At 42.1% G+C, this 20480-nt stretch carries 18 protein-coding genes; 16 read left to right on the top strand and 2 right to left on the bottom strand.

Features of this window, described 5'->3' with window-relative positions:
* The first annotated feature begins 183 nt into the window (after positions 1 to 183).
* Complete coding sequence (ccpA, locus tag AEQ18_RS01890; protein ID WP_054114678.1) at positions 184 to 1182, top strand: catabolite control protein A; 999 nt, start codon at positions 184 to 186, stop codon at positions 1180 to 1182.
* A gap of 119 nt (positions 1183 to 1301) precedes the next feature.
* Here ccpA and AEQ18_RS01885 read toward each other — a convergent pair whose 3' ends face one another.
* Positions 1302 to 3731 carry a transglycosylase domain-containing protein gene (locus AEQ18_RS01885; protein ID WP_082348574.1) on the bottom strand — a complete coding sequence of 810 codons (2430 nt, stop codon included), beginning with the start codon at positions 3729 to 3731 and terminating at the stop codon, positions 1302 to 1304.
* 250 nt (positions 3732 to 3981) lie between these two features.
* Between AEQ18_RS01885 and tyrS the strand changes: the two genes are divergently transcribed.
* The 4 genes from tyrS to AEQ18_RS01865 all read left to right on the top strand — a co-directional run bounded on the left by tyrS (position 3982) and on the right by AEQ18_RS01865 (position 8268).
* Positions 3982 to 5244, top strand: a complete 1263-nt coding sequence (tyrS, locus tag AEQ18_RS01880) for a tyrosine--tRNA ligase (protein WP_054114676.1) — start codon at positions 3982 to 3984, stop codon at positions 5242 to 5244.
* Positions 5245 to 5311: 67 nt separating this feature from the next.
* Positions 5312 to 6223 (top strand): AEC family transporter, encoded by a 912-nt coding sequence (locus tag AEQ18_RS01875; RefSeq protein WP_054114675.1) that lies wholly within the window; start codon positions 5312 to 5314, stop codon positions 6221 to 6223.
* Between the two features lie 86 nt (positions 6224 to 6309).
* The gene (locus tag AEQ18_RS01870; RefSeq protein WP_054114674.1) at positions 6310 to 7200 is read left to right on the top strand and encodes a deoxyribonuclease IV; all 891 of its coding nucleotides are present in this window, start codon (positions 6310 to 6312) and stop codon (positions 7198 to 7200) included.
* Positions 7201 to 7404: 204 nt separating this feature from the next.
* On the top strand, positions 7405 to 8268 hold the full coding sequence (locus tag AEQ18_RS01865) for a helix-turn-helix domain-containing protein (RefSeq protein ID WP_054114673.1): 864 nt from the start codon (positions 7405 to 7407) through the stop codon (positions 8266 to 8268).
* A gap of 45 nt (positions 8269 to 8313) precedes the next feature.
* On the opposite strand, the gene AEQ18_RS01860 is transcribed toward AEQ18_RS01865, so the two are convergent.
* Complete coding sequence (locus tag AEQ18_RS01860; RefSeq protein ID WP_054114672.1) at positions 8314 to 8931, bottom strand: FMN-dependent NADH-azoreductase; 618 nt, start codon at positions 8929 to 8931, stop codon at positions 8314 to 8316.
* A gap of 152 nt (positions 8932 to 9083) precedes the next feature.
* On the opposite strand from AEQ18_RS01860, the gene AEQ18_RS01855 reads away from it, so the two are divergent.
* From AEQ18_RS01855 to AEQ18_RS15315, 11 genes are all read left to right on the top strand, one after another.
* Positions 9084 to 9779: a response regulator transcription factor gene (locus tag AEQ18_RS01855; RefSeq protein ID WP_054114671.1), complete on the top strand. Its 696-nt coding sequence runs from the start codon at positions 9084 to 9086 to the stop codon at positions 9777 to 9779.
* Entirely contained in the window at positions 9776 to 10726 is a 951-nt protein-coding gene (locus AEQ18_RS01850; protein WP_054114670.1) for a sensor histidine kinase, read from the top strand. The genes AEQ18_RS01855 and AEQ18_RS01850 overlap by 4 nt, the downstream gene beginning before the upstream one ends.
* A gap of 97 nt (positions 10727 to 10823) precedes the next feature.
* On the top strand, positions 10824 to 11597 hold the full coding sequence (locus AEQ18_RS01845) for an ABC transporter ATP-binding protein (protein ID WP_054114669.1): 774 nt from the start codon (positions 10824 to 10826) through the stop codon (positions 11595 to 11597).
* A complete protein-coding gene (locus AEQ18_RS01840) occupies positions 11569 to 13665 on the top strand; it encodes an ABC transporter permease (RefSeq protein ID WP_054114668.1) in 2097 nt (698 codons plus the stop codon). Before AEQ18_RS01845 ends, AEQ18_RS01840 begins: the two co-directional genes overlap by 29 nt.
* Positions 13666 to 13807: 142 nt before the next feature.
* The gene (locus AEQ18_RS01835) at positions 13808 to 14716 is read left to right on the top strand and encodes an ABC transporter ATP-binding protein (protein ID WP_054114667.1); all 909 of its coding nucleotides are present in this window, start codon (positions 13808 to 13810) and stop codon (positions 14714 to 14716) included.
* 1 nt (position 14717) lies between these two features.
* Positions 14718 to 15518, top strand: coding sequence for an ABC transporter permease (locus AEQ18_RS01830; RefSeq protein ID WP_054114666.1), 801 nt, complete (start codon positions 14718 to 14720; stop codon positions 15516 to 15518).
* A gap of 107 nt (positions 15519 to 15625) precedes the next feature.
* Positions 15626 to 15841, top strand: coding sequence for a YneF family protein (locus tag AEQ18_RS01825; protein WP_054114665.1), 216 nt, complete (start codon positions 15626 to 15628; stop codon positions 15839 to 15841).
* Positions 15842 to 16003: 162 nt separating this feature from the next.
* The gene (locus AEQ18_RS01820) at positions 16004 to 17752 is read left to right on the top strand and encodes an ABC transporter ATP-binding protein (RefSeq protein ID WP_054114664.1); all 1749 of its coding nucleotides are present in this window, start codon (positions 16004 to 16006) and stop codon (positions 17750 to 17752) included.
* Positions 17752 to 19527 (top strand): ABC transporter ATP-binding protein, encoded by a 1776-nt coding sequence (locus tag AEQ18_RS01815; protein WP_054114663.1) that lies wholly within the window; start codon positions 17752 to 17754, stop codon positions 19525 to 19527. Before AEQ18_RS01820 ends, AEQ18_RS01815 begins: the two co-directional genes overlap by 1 nt.
* 269 nt (positions 19528 to 19796) lie before the next feature.
* A complete protein-coding gene (locus AEQ18_RS15320) occupies positions 19797 to 19940 on the top strand; it encodes a putative holin-like toxin (protein WP_080542687.1) in 144 nt (47 codons plus the stop codon).
* A 350-nt stretch (positions 19941 to 20290) separates the two neighbouring features.
* Positions 20291 to 20434: a putative holin-like toxin gene (locus tag AEQ18_RS15315; protein WP_082348573.1), complete on the top strand. Its 144-nt coding sequence runs from the start codon at positions 20291 to 20293 to the stop codon at positions 20432 to 20434.
* Positions 20435 to 20480: the final 46 nt, after the last annotated feature.

Below are 20480 nucleotides of genomic sequence, written 5' to 3'. Positions count from 1 at the left end.
CTTCTTTCACGTAATATATATTATTTTAACACGCTTTGTAAAAGAATGGACTAAGAACTCTGGGAAATTAGCTAAGTTTTCATGAAAACAAAATTAAAACGGTTGCAAATCTGATAAAAGTTTGCTATTCTATCAAAGAAATGTAAATAAGATTTTCTGAAAACAGAATAAGGGAGATATATCATGGAAAAACAAACAATTACAATTTACGATGTTGCAAGGGAAGCAAATGTGTCAATGGCAACTGTGTCACGGGTCGTTAACGGCAATCCCAATGTAAAACCAGCAACTCGTAAGAAAGTGCTAGAAGTGATCGATCGCTTGGATTATCGTCCAAATGCTGTTGCTCGTGGCTTGGCAAGCAAGAAGACAACAACTGTCGGTGTCATCATTCCGGATGTCAGCAATATGTTCTTTTCTTCTCTTGCGCGTGGGATCGATGATGTAGCGACCATGTATAAATATAATATCATTTTGGCAAACTCTGATGGCGATACAATGAAAGAAGTCAATGTATTGAACAACTTGTTGGCAAAACAAGTAGACGGTGTGATTTTCATGGGTCACCGTATCACGGATGAGATCCGCGGCGAATTTTCACGTTCGAAAACACCTGTTGTTTTGGCTGGCTCTATCGATCCTGATGAACAAGTTGGCAGTGTCAATATCGATTACACAGCGGCAACCAAAGATGCTGTTTCATTGTTGGCAAAAAACAACCAAAAAGTTGCGTTTGTCAGTGGTGCATTGATTGATCCAATCAATGGCCAAAACCGTTTGAAAGGTTACAAAGATGCCTTGAAAGAAAATGGTCTTGACTATTCTGAAGGCTTGATCTTCGAAGCACCATATAGCTTTAAAGAAGGCTTAGCTATCGTTGATCGAATCATCAACAGCGGGGCAACTGCAGCCTATGTCACAGACGATGAATTGGCGATCGGTATTTTGGATGGTCTTTTAGACAAAGGGATCAAAGTACCTGAAGATTTTGAAATCATCACAAGCAACAATTCATTATTGGCAGAAGCAGCACGTCCACGTCTTTCAAGCGTGACACAACCATTATATGATATGGGTGCAGTGGCGATGCGTTTGTTGACAAAAATGATGAACAAAGAAGAAGTGGAACAAAAAACCATTATCTTGCCTTACGGTATCTCAGAAAAAAGCTCAACAAAATAAGTAGCTTCATTTTAAATAGATTCTCGCTTCGTCTCAGTGGGCTGCAAGTGGTCAATGATCACTTGCAGCGGTTGAGATGAAGCTTTTTTTTGCAAAAAAAACTGACCAGCATCTGCTGATCAGTCATTGTTATTTTCGTTATCATTCGTTTCTTCTTTATCTGCATCTTCGTCGTCCTCTTTTTTCTCAGTGGTCGATGAATTGCTGTTGGTATTTGTTGTCGTCGTCGTTTTCGTGGTCTTCGGTGCGATTTTTTTCCAGTAATTGCTGTAATTGGCATCTGAACCGCCGATACCAAAATCAAAGCTGACTGTACTTGGCCCACCTGTTGCCCAATAAGAGGTCACTTTGGAAGATGGGTTGCTAATACTGGTCCTATCAACTGTCACACTTCCTCCTGGCAATGTGCCAGTTGCTTTGGATACTTCGACTTTTTTGACATCGCTTGAAAGTTTGAATGTCTGGTCGACACCGAACACGTCTTGGTTGGTTTGATAGATCCGATTGATCAGATAAGCCATATAGTTGGCAGTTCTGGTACCGGCTGTATTATCGGTTCCTTTATTGTCATCGCGACCAGCCCAACTACTGATGGTGATCGATGGGGTAGAAACCACGAGCCAAGAATCTGAATAATCATTGGTGGACCCGGTTTTGCCGACCCAATCTGCATTGCCTAAGTTATAATCTAGCCCACTGATGATCGATTTGAAGGAGCTTGTCTTTTGTTCATCGATCACGCTGCGCATCATATCATTCATGATCGAAGCGGTAGCTTCAGAATAGACTTGCACGGGATTTGATTCATGTTGGTAAAGAACTTCACCATCGTTATCTTTAATGGATTCGATGATATACCCTTCTTCGTAGACACCATGATTGGCTAACGTCTGGAAACCATTCGTTTGTGTTGCAACGGTCACATCAGTTACCCCCAGAGGCGCTGATTCATACGCCCAACTGTTGTCTTCGGGATAATTCATTTTGCTTAGGTAGTTGGAATAAGAATAGAAGTGATCGCCTTCGGCTTCCCACAGGTCTTGGAAGATATTGGTCGCCGCTATATTACTGGATACTTCTAATGACTCTCGGATCGACATAAAGGTATTCGTACCGGTATTGGTGGCGTTGGCGATCGTTTCCCCGGCATTTTCTCCCGTGCGCCATTTGGCGGCATAGTCAGATACCATTGATTCAGAGCCAATCAATCCTTGTTCGATTGCTGGTCCATAGACGAGCATTGGTTTGATACTTGATCCGGCTTGACGCTGCGCATCAAAGGCATGATTGAATTGATTTTCACTATAATCACGCCCACCGACAAAGCCTAAGATTTTCCCAGTCGCATTGTCCATCATGACGTTACCGACTTCGATGGTCGCATCGCCCCAGTTGTCCAGCATATAGCCATACTTATCAACTGCGTCTTGCATCGCATTGTAGATGCCTTTATCGATGGTAGACGTCACAGTATAACCGCCATTGACTAGCTTTTGCTGCGCCAACTCTAAATATTTTTGGTAGGTTTCATCTTTGGCGTATTCTTCATCACTGACTTCGTCATCTTTCGCCAATTGTTGCGCGATGATATCTTTGGCTTCATTTAGGACGGTATAATATAAGAAGCTTTGATCGGTTTGCTCGATCGCTTGCTGTTGTTTAAAGTCTTGCTTTAGATCATAATTGATGGCTTCTTCATATTCCTCTTTGGTAATATCGTGATTGCGATACATACTGAAGAGAACATAGTCCTTTCGTTCTAAACCAGCAGAGAGATTTTCTTTGATCTCGCCTGTGTTGGTATAAGGACTATAAACGATTGGACTTTGCGGCAGCCCTGCAATAAAAGCCGCTTGCGGCAATGATAGATCCGCCGCATTGACGCCGAAGATCCCTTGTGCAGCTTCTTGAACGCCGGCAATGTTTTGTCCTTTATTGTTACGGCCAAAAGGTGAGATATTCAAGTACATCGTGACGATTTCGTCTTTACTGAAAAATTTCTCAACTTCCATTGCCAGTAAAATCTCATTGGCTTTCCGTTTAAAGGTGGTTTCACTTGTTAAGATCTGTTGCTTGACCAATTGTTGCGTCAGCGTTGAACCACCACTGCCGCCAAAACCTGTTGCTTCAGAAAGCAATGCGCGAACGACGGCTTTTGGCACGACGCCATTATGGACATTAAAATATTCATCTTCTGTTGCAATGATCGCTTTTTTCAAATAATCGGAGATCTCATCAGAATTGACAGATGTGCGCATCAAATCTGAGCGGATCGTAGCGATTTTACTGCCATCTGAATAAGCCAATTGCGAGGTTTCGGTAATATCCGTTAATTCTTTGGCCAATTCATCTTTTGATGGTGCAGCGGTATCTTCTACGAGATAAGCAAAGTAGCCGGCGCCGATCCCCAATGCCAAAGAGCCGCCCAAAATCAGCAAGGAGATGGCAACTAAAAAGAGTGAATGAAGTACACGTAAGCTGATATTGACATAGAACCAACCGCCATTTCTTTGCTTCGTTGTTCTGGTTTGTTTGTTTTTCTGGGACAAAAGAGTCACCTCATATAATTTAGTTTATATTCCGTTGTATTATAGCAAAAATCGGCTTGCTTGAATAGCACCCTAATTTTTCTACAGCAAAATACGGTAGATGGAAGGGCGCTGATTGTTCTTTTTTCTTTATCTGATGGCTATTTTCTTCCTGTCATGGATTTTTAAGATGGATTTACGGTTAACTCTTTTCTTTCACTTATTTTTCAGTTAATATGAACAATGAAGCAATTATTTAGGAGGAGAATACATGAGTACAGACTTTTTTGAAGAACTGAAGCTTCGCGGCTTGGTTCATCAAACAACAGACGAAGCAGCATTGACCAAACAATTGAATGAAGAGTCTGTGAAATTATATATTGGGTTTGATCCCACAGCCGATAGTTTGCATATCGGTCATTTATTGCCTATTTTAATGTTGCGCCGTTTTCAACAGAATGGCCATGTGCCGATTGCGCTCGTGGGCGGCGGGACTGGGATGATCGGTGACCCTTCATTCAAAGACCAAGAACGTCAACTGAACACATTAGATACAGTATTGGCCTGGTCACAAAGCATCAAGAGCCAGTTATCACGTTTTATTGATTTTGATGATGCAACCAATCCAGCTATCATCGCTAACAACTATGAGTGGTTAGGTGAATTGAAACTGATCGACTTCTTAAGAGATATTGGTAAAAATTTTACGATCAATTACATGATGAGCAAAGAAAGCGTCAAACGCCGGATTGAGTCGGGGATCTCTTATACTGAATTTGCGTATCAATTATTGCAAGCCTACGATTTTCTGAATTTATATGATGAGCATGGCTGTCTGCTGCAACTAGGCGGGAGTGACCAGTGGGGCAACATCACCTCTGGGATCGAACTCTTGCGCCGTGAGCGGGAAGTTCAAGGGTTTGGCCTGACGATGCCATTGATCACCAAAGCGGATGGCACAAAATTTGGTAAAACCGAAGGGAATGCCGTTTGGTTAGACGCCGAAAAAACGACGCCTTATGAATTTTATCAATTTTGGATCAATACGGATGACCGTGACGCAGTCAAATTCTTGAAGTTCTTTACTTTCTTATCATTAGAAGAGATCGCTTCAATCGAAGAAGCTTTCTTAGCAGCACCTGAATCACGGGCTGCGCAAAAAGCTTTAGCCAAAGAAGTAACGACTTTGGTTCATGGTGAAGCAGCTTATGAGCAAGCGGTCCATATTTCTTCTAGTTTGTTCAGTGGTGATATCAAAGAATTGAACGCAGAGGAAATTGCGCAAGGGTTCAAAGGGGTACCTGCTTATCAAGTAGATTCGGCAGATGATTTGACATTGGTTGAAATATTGACGACAGCCAAAATCGAAGGATCGAAACGGCAAGCCAGAGAAGATATCCAAAATGGTGCAATCTATATCAATGGTGAACGTCAACAAGATCTAGCATATATATTAACCGAAGCAGACCGTATTGGCGGCAAATATGTCGTGATTCGCCGTGGCAAGAAAAAATATTTCTTATTAACATTTTAATCAAAAAGCGAACCAAGTTTCTGGTTCGCTTTTTTTCACAATAGGACAAAGGGAGGACAGGAAGCAGATGGGGCAGATCATTCTCAATGTATTAGGCCTTTTTAGTATGATTTTGTTGGGGTTTGCCATGAAGCGTATCGGTATATTATCAAAAGCCGATGGATCGATCCTTTCAAAAATCATTCTTAATGTGACGTTGCCTGCTGCGATTATCTTGAATTTGGCTCAGATGGAAGTCCAAATCAGCGCTTTGAGCCTGATCGTGATTGCTGTAGCGATCACGGTTGGACAAATCGGTATTGCTTTCATGATGACCCGAAAAGACAGCAATGCGTTGCAGCAATTTGCGATGTATTGTGGTTCAGGTTTCAATATAGGGAATTTTGCGATTCCTTTCGCACAAAGTTTCTATCCATTAGGTATTCCATTGATCTCATTGTTTGATATGGGCAATAGCATCATGTTGGCTGGCGGAACAACAGTTTTGATCGAATATTTACTAAAGAAACGGACAACATTTGAACCTGGAAAAATCATCTTGAATCTGCTGCGTTCGCCGACATTTACCGTCTATTTAGTGATGTTGGTGATTCGCAGTGTGCGTTGGCAATTACCCTCAGCCTTTATAAGCATCGTACAGCCGATTGGCTTAGCCAATACGTTTTTGTCGATGTTTATGATTGGGTTGTTTCTAGATTTTCGTTTGCCAAAACACACCACCAAAACTGTGGTCAATATTTTGGCCTTACGCTATGGGTCGGCATTTGTGTTGTTTGGCTTATTTTATCTGCTGCCGCTGCCGACACTGCTTAAGCCAGTTCTTTGCCTGCTGGTTTTTGCCCCTATTCCACTGTTTGGTGTGATCAACTCAGTTTTGGCTGGAATGGAAGAAGAAGCCGTGGGGTTTGTGTCCTCAGCGAGTTTCTTGATCAGTATGCCATTGATGACGATGGTCCTGATCTTGTTCGGGTTGGCCTGAAAGATGGGCATCAATGAGCAGAAAAATCGCCAAACTTGCAGACAACTGTAATAATAAAGAAGATTTGATTTTAGGAGGACATATAGATGTTGATAGGTTCACATGTTTCCATGAGTGGAAAGAAAATGTTACTAGGCGCGGCAGAAGAAGCTGACAGTTATGATGCTTCAACCTTTATGATTTATACAGGAGCTCCGCAAAACACACGACGTAAGCCAGTGGAAGAGATGATGATCCATGAAGGTCAAGCCTTTATGGCAGAGCATGGGATGTCTAATATTGTAGTTCATGCACCTTATATCATCAATCTGGGAAATACCATCAAGCCTGAGAATTTCGGCTTTGCAGTGTCGTTTTTGAGAGAAGAGATCCAACGTGCACAAGCGTTAGGGGCCACACAAATCACGTTGCATCCAGGGGCTCATGTGGGAGCCGGTCCGGAAGCTGGTATCAAGCAAATCATCAAAGGTTTGAATGAAGTGCTGGACAAAGAGCAAACGGCTCAAATCGCCTTAGAAACGATGGCTGGCAAAGGAACAGAGATTGGTCGAACGTTTGAGGAGTTGGCGGCAATCATCGATGGGGTGACGTTGAACGAGAAATTATCCGTGACCTTTGATACCTGCCATACCAATGATGCGGGCTACAATGTGAAAGAAGATTTCGATGGCGTATTAGATGAATTTGATCGAATCATCGGCTTAGACCGCTTGAAAGTCGTGCATGTCAATGATTCAAAAAATCCCCAAAGCAGCCACAAAGACCGTCATGCAAATATTGGTTTTGGTACGATTGGATTTGATGCACTGAACAAGATCGTGCACCACGAGAAATTGGCACAATTGCCAAAAATTCTTGAAACACCATATGTCGGAGAAGATAAAAAGAACAAAAAACCCCCTTACGGTTTTGAGATTGCAATGTTGAAGCAGCAAACATTTGATCCAGCGTTATTGGACAAAATTCTGCAAGCTTAAACATGCATGTTGGCGGACCAATCGATCAATCAAAAGTCCCAAGACTGGTTTGACCAGCTTGGGACTTTTTTAAGTAGCAAGAAATGATGAACATGTAATCGTCAGTCTAGAAAAAGCGATAGCTTAAGGATGCAACCAATAAGTGCGGGAGATTTTTCTTCAGATATGTGATAATGAGTTGAACAGGAATGAGGAGTGAAGAAGATGAACATTGGAGAAAACATTCGTAAGTTTCGTAAAGCTCAAGGTATGTCACAAGCAACATTAGCGGAGCAAATGTATATTTCTAGACAATCAGTATCAAAGTGGGAAAATCAAGAAAGTCTGCCTAGTATTGAGAACTTGATTGTATTAAGCGGTATTTTAGAGATATCCTTAGATGAGTTGATTACTGGAGAAGCCTATTTGCATTTTCCTTATACGTTTGGCAAATTGCGCCATTCAAAAGTTGCTGCTGGATACATACTAGTACCAACATTTCTTATGTTGATACTTTTTGCTGTCGCTATCAAATATCCTGCCCAAAGCCTTGTTCTAGTTCTATCTGGTATTGGTATCCAACTTTTCTTATATCCACTACTTTTGATCATACAACCTTTTCAACTCAGTCGCATGTATACCTATTGGCAATTGACGAAAACAGGGATTCGTTGTCCTATTTATCAAGAAACGAATCAATTTAAATATCTGTTGCCGATCAAAGGCTTATTCAAACGTAAAGATCAGTTGATTCCTTATCATGAAATCACGCAGATATCGATTGAAGCCGAGGTGTTCCCTGTTGATCCCTCAATTGGGACAGGGATAGTTAATGCCTATACACCTCGAATGCTATCGATCATGTATGAACCGTTTCAACTCGTTCTTTCTACGAAAAGTGGCAACCAATATAAACTAGATCTGCAAGCATACTATCAGGCAGATTCACCTGAACGAGAGGTGCTTTACAGTATTTTGCTGTTTTTGAAAAGAAAACAAATCGTGATAAAGGATCCTCAGCAATTGCTGATTACGATCAAGCAAAGAGGATCGATTACTGACACGTTATACGGTCTCAAGAACAACTAAAGAAACCTTGGACGTCTGCGTCCAAGGTTTCTTTTTTCAGATCAATTAAAATTTCTTCGCTGCTGCTGCAACACGTTCTAAACCTTCAGCAACGATCGCTGCAGTTTTTGATGGATCAGCATTGTGGCCTTCAATGATCACTTCTTCAGTGATCGTCATACCGAACATGCCACCGAATACTTTTTCCATGAAGGTTACAGCATTTTCCATGACACTCATTTCGCCTGAATAAACCCCACCACGGGCATTTAATAGGACGATTTCTTTGTCTTTCAATAGTTGATTCATTGAACCATCTTCATTATAAGAGAAAGTGAATCCTGCTTGGAAGATGTAGTCGATGAACGTGTGCAATGCTGCAGGGATCGTTAAGTTCCACATTGGGAAAGCAAAGACGATCGTATCGGCTGCTGCAAATTTATTCATCACATCTTGACGAACTGTCATCAATTCTTGTTCTTCTTGATTCAACGCTTGTTCTTGCGCTAATTTGCCAAAAGCTTCAAATAGCGTTTGACCAATATAAGGCATTGGTTGTGCATAGACATCAAATGTTACAACCTCTACATTGTTTGTGTCTAAGTTTTCAACGAATGTATCGAACATTTTCGCTGATACGCCATCAGGGCGATTGTTTGCTTTAACAACTAAAATATTTTTCATGATTTTCCACCTTTGTTTAAATGTAAGTATTGTCACAAATGATAGTATACTATAAATAAAAATCTCTTACAATAAATAAGTGAAAAGATGAAGGATTTTTTTCAGATTATTGGGATGAAATTTGCTAAAATATAGGAATGAGGAGGGGTAGAATGAAGATTTTTATTGTAGAAGATGATCAATCGCTGGTCAAGATGATTGGGGATCAATTGCAAAGATATGCGTATGCCACTTTTGTTCCGCAACGTTTTGATGCGATTTTAGCAGAATTCGACGAGATTCAGCCTGACTTGGTACTAATGGATGTCAATTTGCCTTATTATGATGGTTTCTATTGGTGCCAAAAAATACGCGAGCGTTCGTTGGTTCCCATTTTATTTATTTCAGCACGCGATGGCAATATGGATCAAGTGATGGCATTGGAATATGGTGCAGATGATTTTTTGGTCAAACCTTTTTCCTATGAACTATTGCTGGCAAAAGTCAAAAGTCATATTCGGCGTGTTTACGGTGACTACGCCCAAACTGACCGGGCCCGTCAGCTTAAAGCTGGCCCGCTAGTTTATTATCCAGAAGCGTTGAAAATGCTCTGTCATGGGCATGAAGAACTGTTAACCGTCCGGGAAGGCGAACTGCTTTCATTGCTGATCCAGGCCTATCCTGAAATGGTCAAACGAGAAAAAATCTTAAATAAATTATGGGACGATGAGCGATTTGTCGATGACAATACGTTGTCTGTCAATATTGGCCGTTTGCGCAAGAAGTTGATCAATCTGGGCATTGATGAACCGATTCAAACGATTCGCGGGAAAGGCTATGCGCTGTCATTGACGGGTCATGATCAATGAAGCTATTCTTAAAGGTTCATCTGCCTTGGCTACTGCTGGAAATTGTTTCTCTTGGTTTGTTGATTCTTTTGATTTGGTTGGACGGGTACCGTGATCTCGGCATTTTAATTTACGGGGTCAGTTTGATTCTGTGCTTGACGATTGTTTTTTTGACCATCGATTATCATAAGAATCAAGGCTTTTATGGCTATCTGGAAACTGGGCATATGCAAAAAAAAAGTGCTGGTTTCATCAGTCGTACCTTACAAAGACATTTGCATGTTGAACAGCAGCACATGCAGCAGCAGTTAACAGCTGTAGATCAGCATTATCAGACGCATATCAAATTTATGCATATTTGGGTGCATCAAATGAAAACACCTGTAGCTGTGCTGGCTTTGATGGCAGAGAGCGACCAGTTAGACAGTGATGATCTATTGGCGGAAACCGATCGTCTAAAGAGTGGATTAGCGACTGCGCTGAACTTTGTCCGGTTGGAAGATTTTAAAGAGGACTTTTTGATAGAAACATTGTCATTGGCGGCAATCATCAAAGAAAGCATTGGTGAACAAAAACGTAGTTTCATCCGACATCGTGTATACCCGAAAATTATTGATCAAACTGACTTTCTTGTGACAACAGATAAAAAATGGCTCCAAATCATGTTGTATCAGTTAATCAGCAATGGCATCAAATATTCAGATCCAGAAGGTCAGCTTGTCTTTGCGTTGGATGCTGAACATAAACGTCTAACGATTTCTGATGCAGGTTGCGGGATCCCTGACAGTGATTTGCCCCGGATATTCCGACCTTTCTTTACTGGTGATAACGGGCGCGCATTAGGTGAGGCCACCGGAATGGGCTTATATTTAGTCGATATGATCAGCGAGCAATTGGCGATTTCAGTCGCAATCACATCCACACAAGGGATAGGGACGCGGGTGGTCTTGACTTTTGAACAGGGGTGAAAAGAGGATTCCTTACAAAAGTGTAAGCTTTCTATCAGAGAATCGATAACTGAGAGCGGCGTTTCCTGATACACTGAGTACAAAAGGAGTGGTCAAGATGGCATTGTTAGAATTAAAAAATATTCACAAAACGTATACTGGCGAAGTGTCAGTTGATGTGCTGCAACAAATCGATCTAAAAGTTCCGGAGGGAGAATTCATTAGTATTATGGGCCCCTCCGGAAGCGGTAAAACCACTATGTTGAATTTAGTGGCTACGTTAGACCAACCAACTTCAGGCACGGTCATCATCAAAGGCGAGCAGCCGCTAACGTTATCAAAAGAGAAGTTGGCACGCTTTCGCCGGCAGCAATTGGGTTTTGTTTTTCAAAATTACAATCTGTTGGCACCTTTAACTGTGGCTGAGAATGTGATGCTGCCCTTAACGCTAGATCGTGTGCCAGTCGGGGAAATGCAACAGCGTTGTGCCGCACTATTAGATGAGTTGGGCATTGCGGATAAAGCGGAGAAACGCATCTATCAGTTGTCTGGCGGGGAACAGCAACGTGTAGCCATTGCTCGGGCGTTGATTCATCAGCCTGAATTGTTGTTGGCGGATGAACCAACCGGTAATTTGGACTCCAAAGCGGCCAGAGATGTGATGGAGATCTTGAGTCAAATGAATCAGCAACGAAAAGTCACGACTATGATGGTGACCCATGACCCGTATTCGGCTAGTTTTTCTGATCGGATCGTTTTTATCAAAGACGGCAAACTATATAACGAATTGTATCGCGGCAGTGATCAACAACAGTTTTATCAAAAAATTCTTGATGTTTTGGCACACTTAGGAGGGCGTCGTCATGAATTTCAGACAGTTGATCATTCGTAACCTTCGCGGCAATTTCAGGACCTATGCGGCATATTTTATCAGCAGTACTTTTGCGGCAACGGTCTTCTATATTTTCAGTTTGCTGCTATTTCACCCACAGTTAAAGAAAGATTTATCCTCTAGCAGCGGGACGATTTCCGCATTGTCGAAAATGGGCTTAACAACGGCGTTGGTGGTCATCGCTATATTGTCGTTATTGTTTCTGTGGTATACCTTTGTCGTATTTTTGAAACGCCGTAAGCGAGATCTCGCGATTTATTTGATTTTGGGCATCAAAGAAAAAGACTTGCGCCGTCTGTTGTTTGTTGAAAATGCCTTGCTTGGTACGATTGCAACGATCTGCGGTATTTTACTCGGCATTCTGAGCACGAAATTACTGCTGCTGATCGCCCAGAACGTCATGCATCTAGATCATGGATTGAACTTTATTGTGCCGCCTTTGGCTATCCTTTTGACAGGAATCGTGTATGTTGGTATTTTTTTGGTGATTTCCTTGATGGCAACAAGCACGTTGCAAGGCGATCAAATTGTTTCGTTGATCAAAGAAAATGAAAAACCACGTCCTGAGCCAAAAAGTCATTGGGTGTTAGCCTTGCTAGGTATTCTATTGCTGCTTGCAGGCTATGGATCTGTTTTTTACTTTAGTGTGCAGTCAACCACATTGCTTAGCTTATTGTTGGGTGTCGTCCTGACTGTCGCAGGGACGATGTTGAGTTTTCATCAGTTCAGTGTCTTCATCTTAAAACGGCTGAAGAAACGCACTAGTTTCTTACAAGGTACAAAGATGCTGACCATTAGCGAATGGCTGTTTCGAATGCGGGACAATGCAGCCATGTATAGCTTGATCACCCTAAGTACATCGGTGGCCTTTGTTGGCATCGCGGTGATGATGGCCATTGGCAGCACCAGTTTTTCTTCGATCCAAGGCATAAGTGTGGCTTATTTTTTCACTCATTCAACTGCAGACGCGCCAGTGATCGAAGACAAAGTCGCTGAGATCAATCATATGATCGAAGCAGAAGGCTATCAAACGAAAACTGCAACAGTGGACCTTATCTCGGTCTATATCCAACCAGATAGCCCAGAACTGGCGGAAGATGCTTTTTTTAGCAGCAATGGTTTTTCTGTCATGAAAGAAAGTGATTATCAGACATTGATGACACAAATCGGGGAAGAAGCGGAACCAATCGAACAAGATCAGCTTCTTGAATTAAGTCCGAATTATTCAAGACGTAAAGAACTTTTGTCTGTGCCGCAGTCTGAAAGAGAAACGCGCCTGCCAGTGGAGATTGGCATCAATAGTATCAAAAAAGGTGAGATGACTGTTGTACATAGTCCCTCAATGCTCTCTTTAAATTATTATGGACTTGCTGTGGTGACGGATCAAACCTTTGACGACTGGCAAACAACGTTGGTCAAAAGTGGCGATGCAGATAATTATGGCTTTACTTGGATCGATTATCCCGAATGGGCGGATAATCCAGAATTGGTATCGCGCATCAACACACAGTTGGACCAAGAAAATGCTGACCAAGAAGAACAGATGGGCGCATTGTATGATGCATTAGGTGACCGCGTAGATGAGATGACAGACGAGGACTGGGCTGAAGCTACAGCTGCTATTTCACCTTATGTGACGTATGAATCAAAGTATCGCACCTTCCAAGAAAATCGGCAGGGCAATGGCATCATCTTGATGATCACCATATTGTTAGGCGCAGTCTTCTTTATCTTTTCTGCATCGATCGTCTATTTCCGTCTCTTTGCTGATTTAGACAAAGACGGCGCCTATCATCGCTCCTTGCACATCTTAGGCGTGACACCAAAAGAAAGACATACCGTGATTCGCCGGCAGCTGCAAGTGATGTACTTTCTGCCGACATTGATTGCTTTACTGCATTTTGTTGTGGCCATGGCGGCCTTGAACATATTGGTTGAATTACCAGTCTGGCAGTTTTACAGTAAGATTGGCGGCATGTACGTCATTTTCCAAATCATCTTTTATCTCGTTTGTTTGCTGCGCTATCAAAAAGATATCGATCGATATGCGGATCCATCAGACATATAAGCAAAGTCAAGCTGGAGTGCTTCAATTCCTGCTTGACTTTCTTTTTTGACAATGTCATGGTAGATATAACTAAAAGATTATTTTCTCGTGAACAGTTTCATCCATCCTGTCTGAAAAACGGCAGAAGAAAGTGAGGGTATACATGACTGAAGTATTGATGTTACAAGATGTTTCCAAAATGATTGGCACGAAACGGATTATTGATCAAGCCTCTTTTACAGTAGAAGCAGGCCAGATCGTTGGCTTATTGGGACCGAACGGGGCGGGGAAAACGACACTGATACGTATGATCGTTGGCCTGATGAAGCATAATACGGGTATGATCACAATCATGGGTCATTCATTAGATGGCGATTTCAAACAAGCGATTGCGTCTGTTGGTGCGATCGTGGAGAATCCAGAATTCTATAATTATATGACCGGGTATGAGAATTTACAACAATACCAACGGATGGCTATCAAGAGAGGCTCTACAGCAGAACTAGATGCCTTGATCGCTCAGGTCCATTTAGACAATCATATCCATCAAAAAGTCAAAACATATTCTCTTGGCATGCGCCAGCGTTTAGGCGTTGCGCAAGCTTTGATCCATCAACCCGACTTATTGGTCTTAGATGAACCGATGAACGGGCTTGATCCGAAAGGGATGCGGGAATTTCGCGAGATGCTTCATCAGTTGCGGGATCAAGGTGTATCAGTGCTTGTTTCTAGTCACCAACTTAGTGACATTGAACAAATTGCTGATCATTTGATCATTGTTCAAAAAGGCAAAATCACCCATCAAGTGGCGATGACAGATTTGAAAGAAAGCCACAATCAATTAATGATCAAAACCGACAATGATGCGTTGGTCGAATCATTGCTCAGGGAACAGCTGCAATTGGAAGTCACGCAGGAGGTCGATGGTTTACGTGTGTCGTTAGTAGAAGATATCCGTAAAGACATTGCGGTATTGATCGTCCAACACCAGATAGGTTTATTAGAAATGAAACTTCAGCATTCCTCCTTAGAAGATACCTTCTTGGCGTGGACTGAAGAAGGGGGGCTTTGATATGTTGACATTGATTGAAAATGAATGGCTGAAATTGGCTAAAAAGAAATCAACGTGGATCATGCTGGGTCTATTGGTGCTGCTCACGTTTGCGCTGACGTATGTTGTGCGGATCGGCAGTGGAGATATGAAGGCCAATGACCTATTTGTTTCATTAAGTGAAATGACTTCATTTTTGAATCTGATCGTAGTCATCGTTGCTGCTTCTTCAGTAGCAGAGGAATTTACAAGAGGAACGATCAAATTTTTATTGATCCGTCCATACAAGAGAACACAAATATTGGCGGCCAAAGCCATCAATATCATCTTATTTGCTAGTTTAGGTACAGTTTGTTTACTGCTTAGCAGTTTGGCCGCCAGCAATCTTTTTCTTAGAGCGGAATCACCATTGGCAGCGACAGACTTCAATGGGTTACCAGCAATCGTTGTGGCGTTGGTCTATGCCGGGACCAATTTATTGCTGATATTATTTTATGCGGCGTTGACGATGTTCATTTCTGCTGTCATCCGTTCGCAAAGCTTGGCTGTCGGTTTAGGTGTGGGTGTGCTATTTGGCAGTAGTATCATCAATTCATTGATGTTGCTTGCCCTTGAAAAATATCCATGGTTGAAATGGAATCCATTCAATATGATGAATATCCGCGGGGCGATCCCAACACTTTTAGGCAACCCCCAATGGTCAATGGACATCAGCACTGGATTGGGCTACTGGGAAATGGCTGGCAGCTTGCTTGTGTATAGTTGTTTGATCTACCTTTTAACCAATTGGTTGTTTAACAAGAGAGATGTCGCATTAAGCTGATGTCAGGAGAGAAAGTTTTTGGATAAATCCTGCTTTCTCTCTTCCTTTTTAGATTTTTTTCTAGTAAAATGATTCATTGAGAGTACAAGAGAAAGGAGAGATTTCAGATGAATGTAGGAATCGTGATTGTGATCGCAGTTGTCGCACTTTTATTGGGCGCTGTAGGCGGCTTCTTTTTGGCGCGCAGATATATGCAAGATTATTTAAAGAAAAATCCTCCCGTTAATGAGGATATGCTTCGTTCAATGATGATGTCAATGGGCCAAAAACCTTCTGAGAAGAAGATTCGTCAAATGATGCAGCAAATGAAAAACCAAAAATAGGTTTTTATCGAAAACGGGCTGATTTTTTATCAGCTCGTTTTTGCGTGTGTTCAGGTTGATCACGCCAGTCATTGGGTCTAATATTTGAACTGTTTTGTGTGGGAATATTCGGAAAAATGGCACGATTTTGAACATCGTGCAACGGGAGAAATGGAGAGTGTTATGTCAATATTTAGAAAACTAGGGTGGTTCTTTAAAGAAGAAAAAAAACATTATATGCTTGGGGTCTCAGCGTTGGTTTTAGTGGCCATCGTTCAGTTGGCACCGCCAAAAGTCATTGGGATCATTATCGATGAGATCGCTGATCAAGATATTTCAATGCAGCGGATTTTCTTTTGGGTGATGATTTTAGTTCTTTCTGCGATCGCCCAGTATGTCTTTCGCTTTATATGGCGGACGCATATTTGGGGAAGTGCTGCGCGTTTAGAAAAAAGCTTGCGTCGCCAGCTATTCACACATTTTACCAAGATGGATCATACTTTTTATCAAAAGCATCGGACGGGGGATTTGATGGCCCATGCGACCAATGATTTGAATGCAATCCAAAATGTTGCAGGTGCGGGTATTTTGACGTTTGCCGATTCGTTCATTTCTGGTGGCGCAACGATCATTGCGATGGTGCTCTTCATTGATTGGCGCTTGACCTTGATTGCTTTGTTGCCACTGCCATTTTTGGCAGTGATGGCTCGGGTACTAGGAAGTAAACTGCACGATGCATTTCGCGATTCACAAGAAGCCTTTTCGTCTATCAATGACAAAGCCCAAGAGAGTATCACAGGCATGAAAGTCATCAAAACATTTGGACAAGAGGCGGAAGATTTGGCTGATTTCCAAGATAAAATCGATCATGCAATCGTAAAAAATCGCAAAGTGAATTTACTAGATGCCCTTTTTGATCCTTTCATTACAGTCATTATTGGTATTTCCTATGTCTTGACGATTATTGTTGGTGGGCATTATGTCATGGATGGCACAATTACGATCGGTCAGTTGGTTTCATTCATCAGCTATATTGGCATGCTGGTTTGGCCGATGTTTGCGATTGGCCGTTTATTCAATGTCTTAGAGCGCGGGAATGCCAGCTATGATCGTGTGGCGGAACTATTGGCTGCGAAAAGTCATATCATAGAGGCCGAGCATGCTATCACTGCACCGGCGAAAGGGACCATCGAAGTTGCACTTCAGGATTTTCACTATGCTGAAGATGATTTCGCTTTGACCAATATCCAGTTTCAATTGGCCCAAGGTGATACATTAGGCATCGTCGGCAAAACTGGTGCTGGGAAGACTACCTTGATGAAATTACTGTTGCGAGAGTATGATTCCTATCAAGGCAGCATTACTTTTGGCGGCATCAGTACCAAAGACTATTCATTGAATGCCCTATTGGGTTCGATCGGCTATGTACCACAAGATCACTTCCTCTTTTCAATGACGATTCGCGACAATATCCGTTTTGCGGTACCTCGTGCCAGCCAAGAACAAGTCGATCAGGCCGCAACTTTGGCAGCCGTACATGAGGATATCCAGCAATTTCCTGAAGGCTATGACACCATGGTCGGCGAGCGAGGGGTTTCCTTATCAGGCGGACAAAAACAACGGCTGTCGATCGCCCGAGCGTTGATCACGGATCCGGAATTGTTGATTCTGGATGATGCACTCTCAGCAGTGGACGCCAAAACAGAAGAAGCGATCCTCGAACAACTCAAAACGTATCGTCAAGATAAAACAACGATCATTGCTGCCCATCGCCTCAGCAGTGTCAAACATGCACAGGAAATATTGGTCATCGATCAAGGTCGAATCAGCGAAAGAGGGACGCATGCATCTTTGTTGGCAGCAAATGGCTGGTACAAAAAAATGTGGGACAAACAGCAATTAGAAGCCAAAATTGAAGGGAGTGAAGCATAATGCAAGAATCAGAATGGAGTAAATCGATTCCTTTCAAAGAACAAAAGACGATCATCAAGCGGATGTTCGTTTTTGCGAAACCCTTCCGCAAAACGTTTTATGCGGCCATCTTTTTTGCCTTGCTGCTGTCTGTTGTCAATATTTTGCTGCCTTTGATCATTCAAACGTTTATGGATGATTACCTCACCAATCAAACTGCGACACAGCAAGTCATTTATTTCTTTGCGGGCTTGTATTTCTTTGGCGTGGTGATCAAAGCGTTGATTTGGTTCTTTCAATGGTTCCTCTATTCAATGGGGTCATTGAAGACTTATCAATATGTCCGCACCAAATTATTTGAGAAATTACACACATTAGGGATGCGCTACTTTGATCAGACACCTGCCGGATCAATCGTGTCACGGGTCAGCAATGACACGGAAACCCTGTATGAATTTTGGTATGTTTTTTTAATGGTATTGACGGGCATTTTTGCTGTCCTTTCATCCTTTGCCGCGATGTTCAAAATCAATGGGAAAATCGCTTTGCTGAATTTGCTCTTCTTGCCGATTTTAATGATCGTGATTTGGTACTATCAAAAATTTAGTTCGCGGATTTATCGCCAAATGCGGGAGAAACTGAGCCAGTTGAACACCAAATTGAATGAATCGATCTCAGGGATGCAGATCATTCAGCAATTTCGTCAGGAAGCGCGTTTGATTGAGGAATTTGAAGCCACCAATGATGATTATTTAAAAACCAGATTTGCAATGATCCGTACCAATGCCTTGCTGTTGTCACCAATCATCAGTTTATTGTATGCATTAGCGATCGCATTATCGTTATCTGTTTTTGGCTTTGATGCCCTTGAGTCCCCTGTAGAAGTCGGCTTGATCTTTGCATTTACGACTTATATCCAAGGGTTCTTTAATCCGATGACGCAAATGATGGATTTCTTGAGTGTCTTTACTGACGGCATGGTCGCAGGCAGTCGGATTTTGAAAATCATGGACAATGAAGAATTTGCGCCGGAACAACTACCAAATGCCCATCAAACGATCAGCAATGGTAAAATCGAATTTCGGGATGTCAGTTTTTCTTATGATGGCAAACACAATGTCTTGAACCATATCTCATTCATTGCCTATCCAGGACAAACCGTTGCATTAGTAGGCCATACTGGCAGTGGGAAAAGCTCGATCATCAATGTCTTGATGCGCTTTTATGAGTTTGGTGAAGGCCAAATCTTGATCGATGATCACGATATCCGTGCCTTTAGCATGGAAGAATTGCGTCAGAAAGTCGGATTGGTGCTGCAAGATGCCTTTATGTTTTACGGGGATATTGCAGATAATATACGGCTGTTGAATACGGCTATCTCAGATGAACAAATCGAAGCAGCAGCCAAATTTGTTCAAGCAGATCCTTTCATTCAAAAACTGCCTGGCAAATATCATGCCAAAGTCATTGAACGTGGTGCCAGCTATTCAAGCGGACAACGACAGTTGATCTCCTTTGCCCGCACCATGGTGACTGAACCAAAAGTGTTGGTCCTAGATGAAGCTACTGCCAATATCGACACAGAAACAGAAGGCTTGATCCAAGAAGGCTTGGCTAATATGCGCCAAGGACGAACCACGATCGCCATTGCCCATCGTTTATCAACGATCAAGGATGCTGAACTGATTCTGGTGCTAGATAAAGGCACGATCGTGGAGCGGGGCAATCATGATGCATTGCTGCAGCAAGAAGGTTTGTATGCAGATATGTATCGGTTGCAAGCGAGTGAAGTGTAAGGACGGCTCGTCATTTAAATAACAATATATCTCTGCGCAACTCTGCTGATTTTTTCTATCAATCGTTTCGGAGTGAGTCAACAACACGGCTTTTAAAAGAGCATTGGCGGTGACTGGAGCAACTGAAGGAACAAGATTTGTTCTTAATTAATACTGATAAAAAAACGCTAAAAACCTTGATAAATTTAGGTTTTTAGCGTGTGTTATGGTATAATTTTAGTACAGTAAAGTTTGTGACGGTGGCTATCTTTTGAAAGGTGGTGATGCTTATGAAAGTAAGTGTCCACTCTTTAGAAAGGAGAAGCCTTTTGTCTGTAGCTGAAGCATTAGGGCTAATGATAAGTTTCGGTTCTTTAATCGCGACGATCATCTTTGGCATCCTAACAGCAGTGAAAAATGACAAAAAAAAATAACCGTCTACTTTAGCAGGTTTGCGGTTATTTTTTAACTATTAAAACTGCTACCGTCTTAAACGGTGCTGTAGGGGAGTTGTTAGCGCAACTCCTCTTTACATAGTTAGTATAGCAAGATTCCAGTGGAATATCAACCTTTCGCTCTACAGACGTGCCTTGCACGTCTATTTTATTTGCCGATTTAATTGGTGGTAGTTGGCGCGACTGAAAGAACAGGATCTTCGCTTAGATTTAGACACGGAAAAACGCCAAAAACCTTGATAAATCTAGGCATTTAGCGTGTGTTATGGTATGATTTTAGTACAGTAAAGTTTGTGACGGTGGCTATCTTTTGAAAGGTGGTGGTGCTTATGAAAGTAAGTGCTGACTCTTTAGAAAGGAGAAGCCTTTTGTCTGTAGCTGAAGCATTAGGGCTAATGATAAGTTTCGGTTCATTAATCGTGACGATTATCTTTGGCATCCTAACAGCAGTGAAAAATGACAAAAAAAAATAACCGTCAGCTTTAGCGGGCAACGATTATTTTTTAAATAGTAATAAAA

Source organism: Enterococcus sp. RIT-PI-f (assembly GCF_001297065.1).
Classification (GTDB): Bacteria; Bacillota; Bacilli; order Lactobacillales; family Enterococcaceae; genus Enterococcus_D.
The sequence above is the reverse complement of the archived record's forward strand: the minus strand, read 5'-3'. Positions and strand labels throughout refer to the sequence as shown.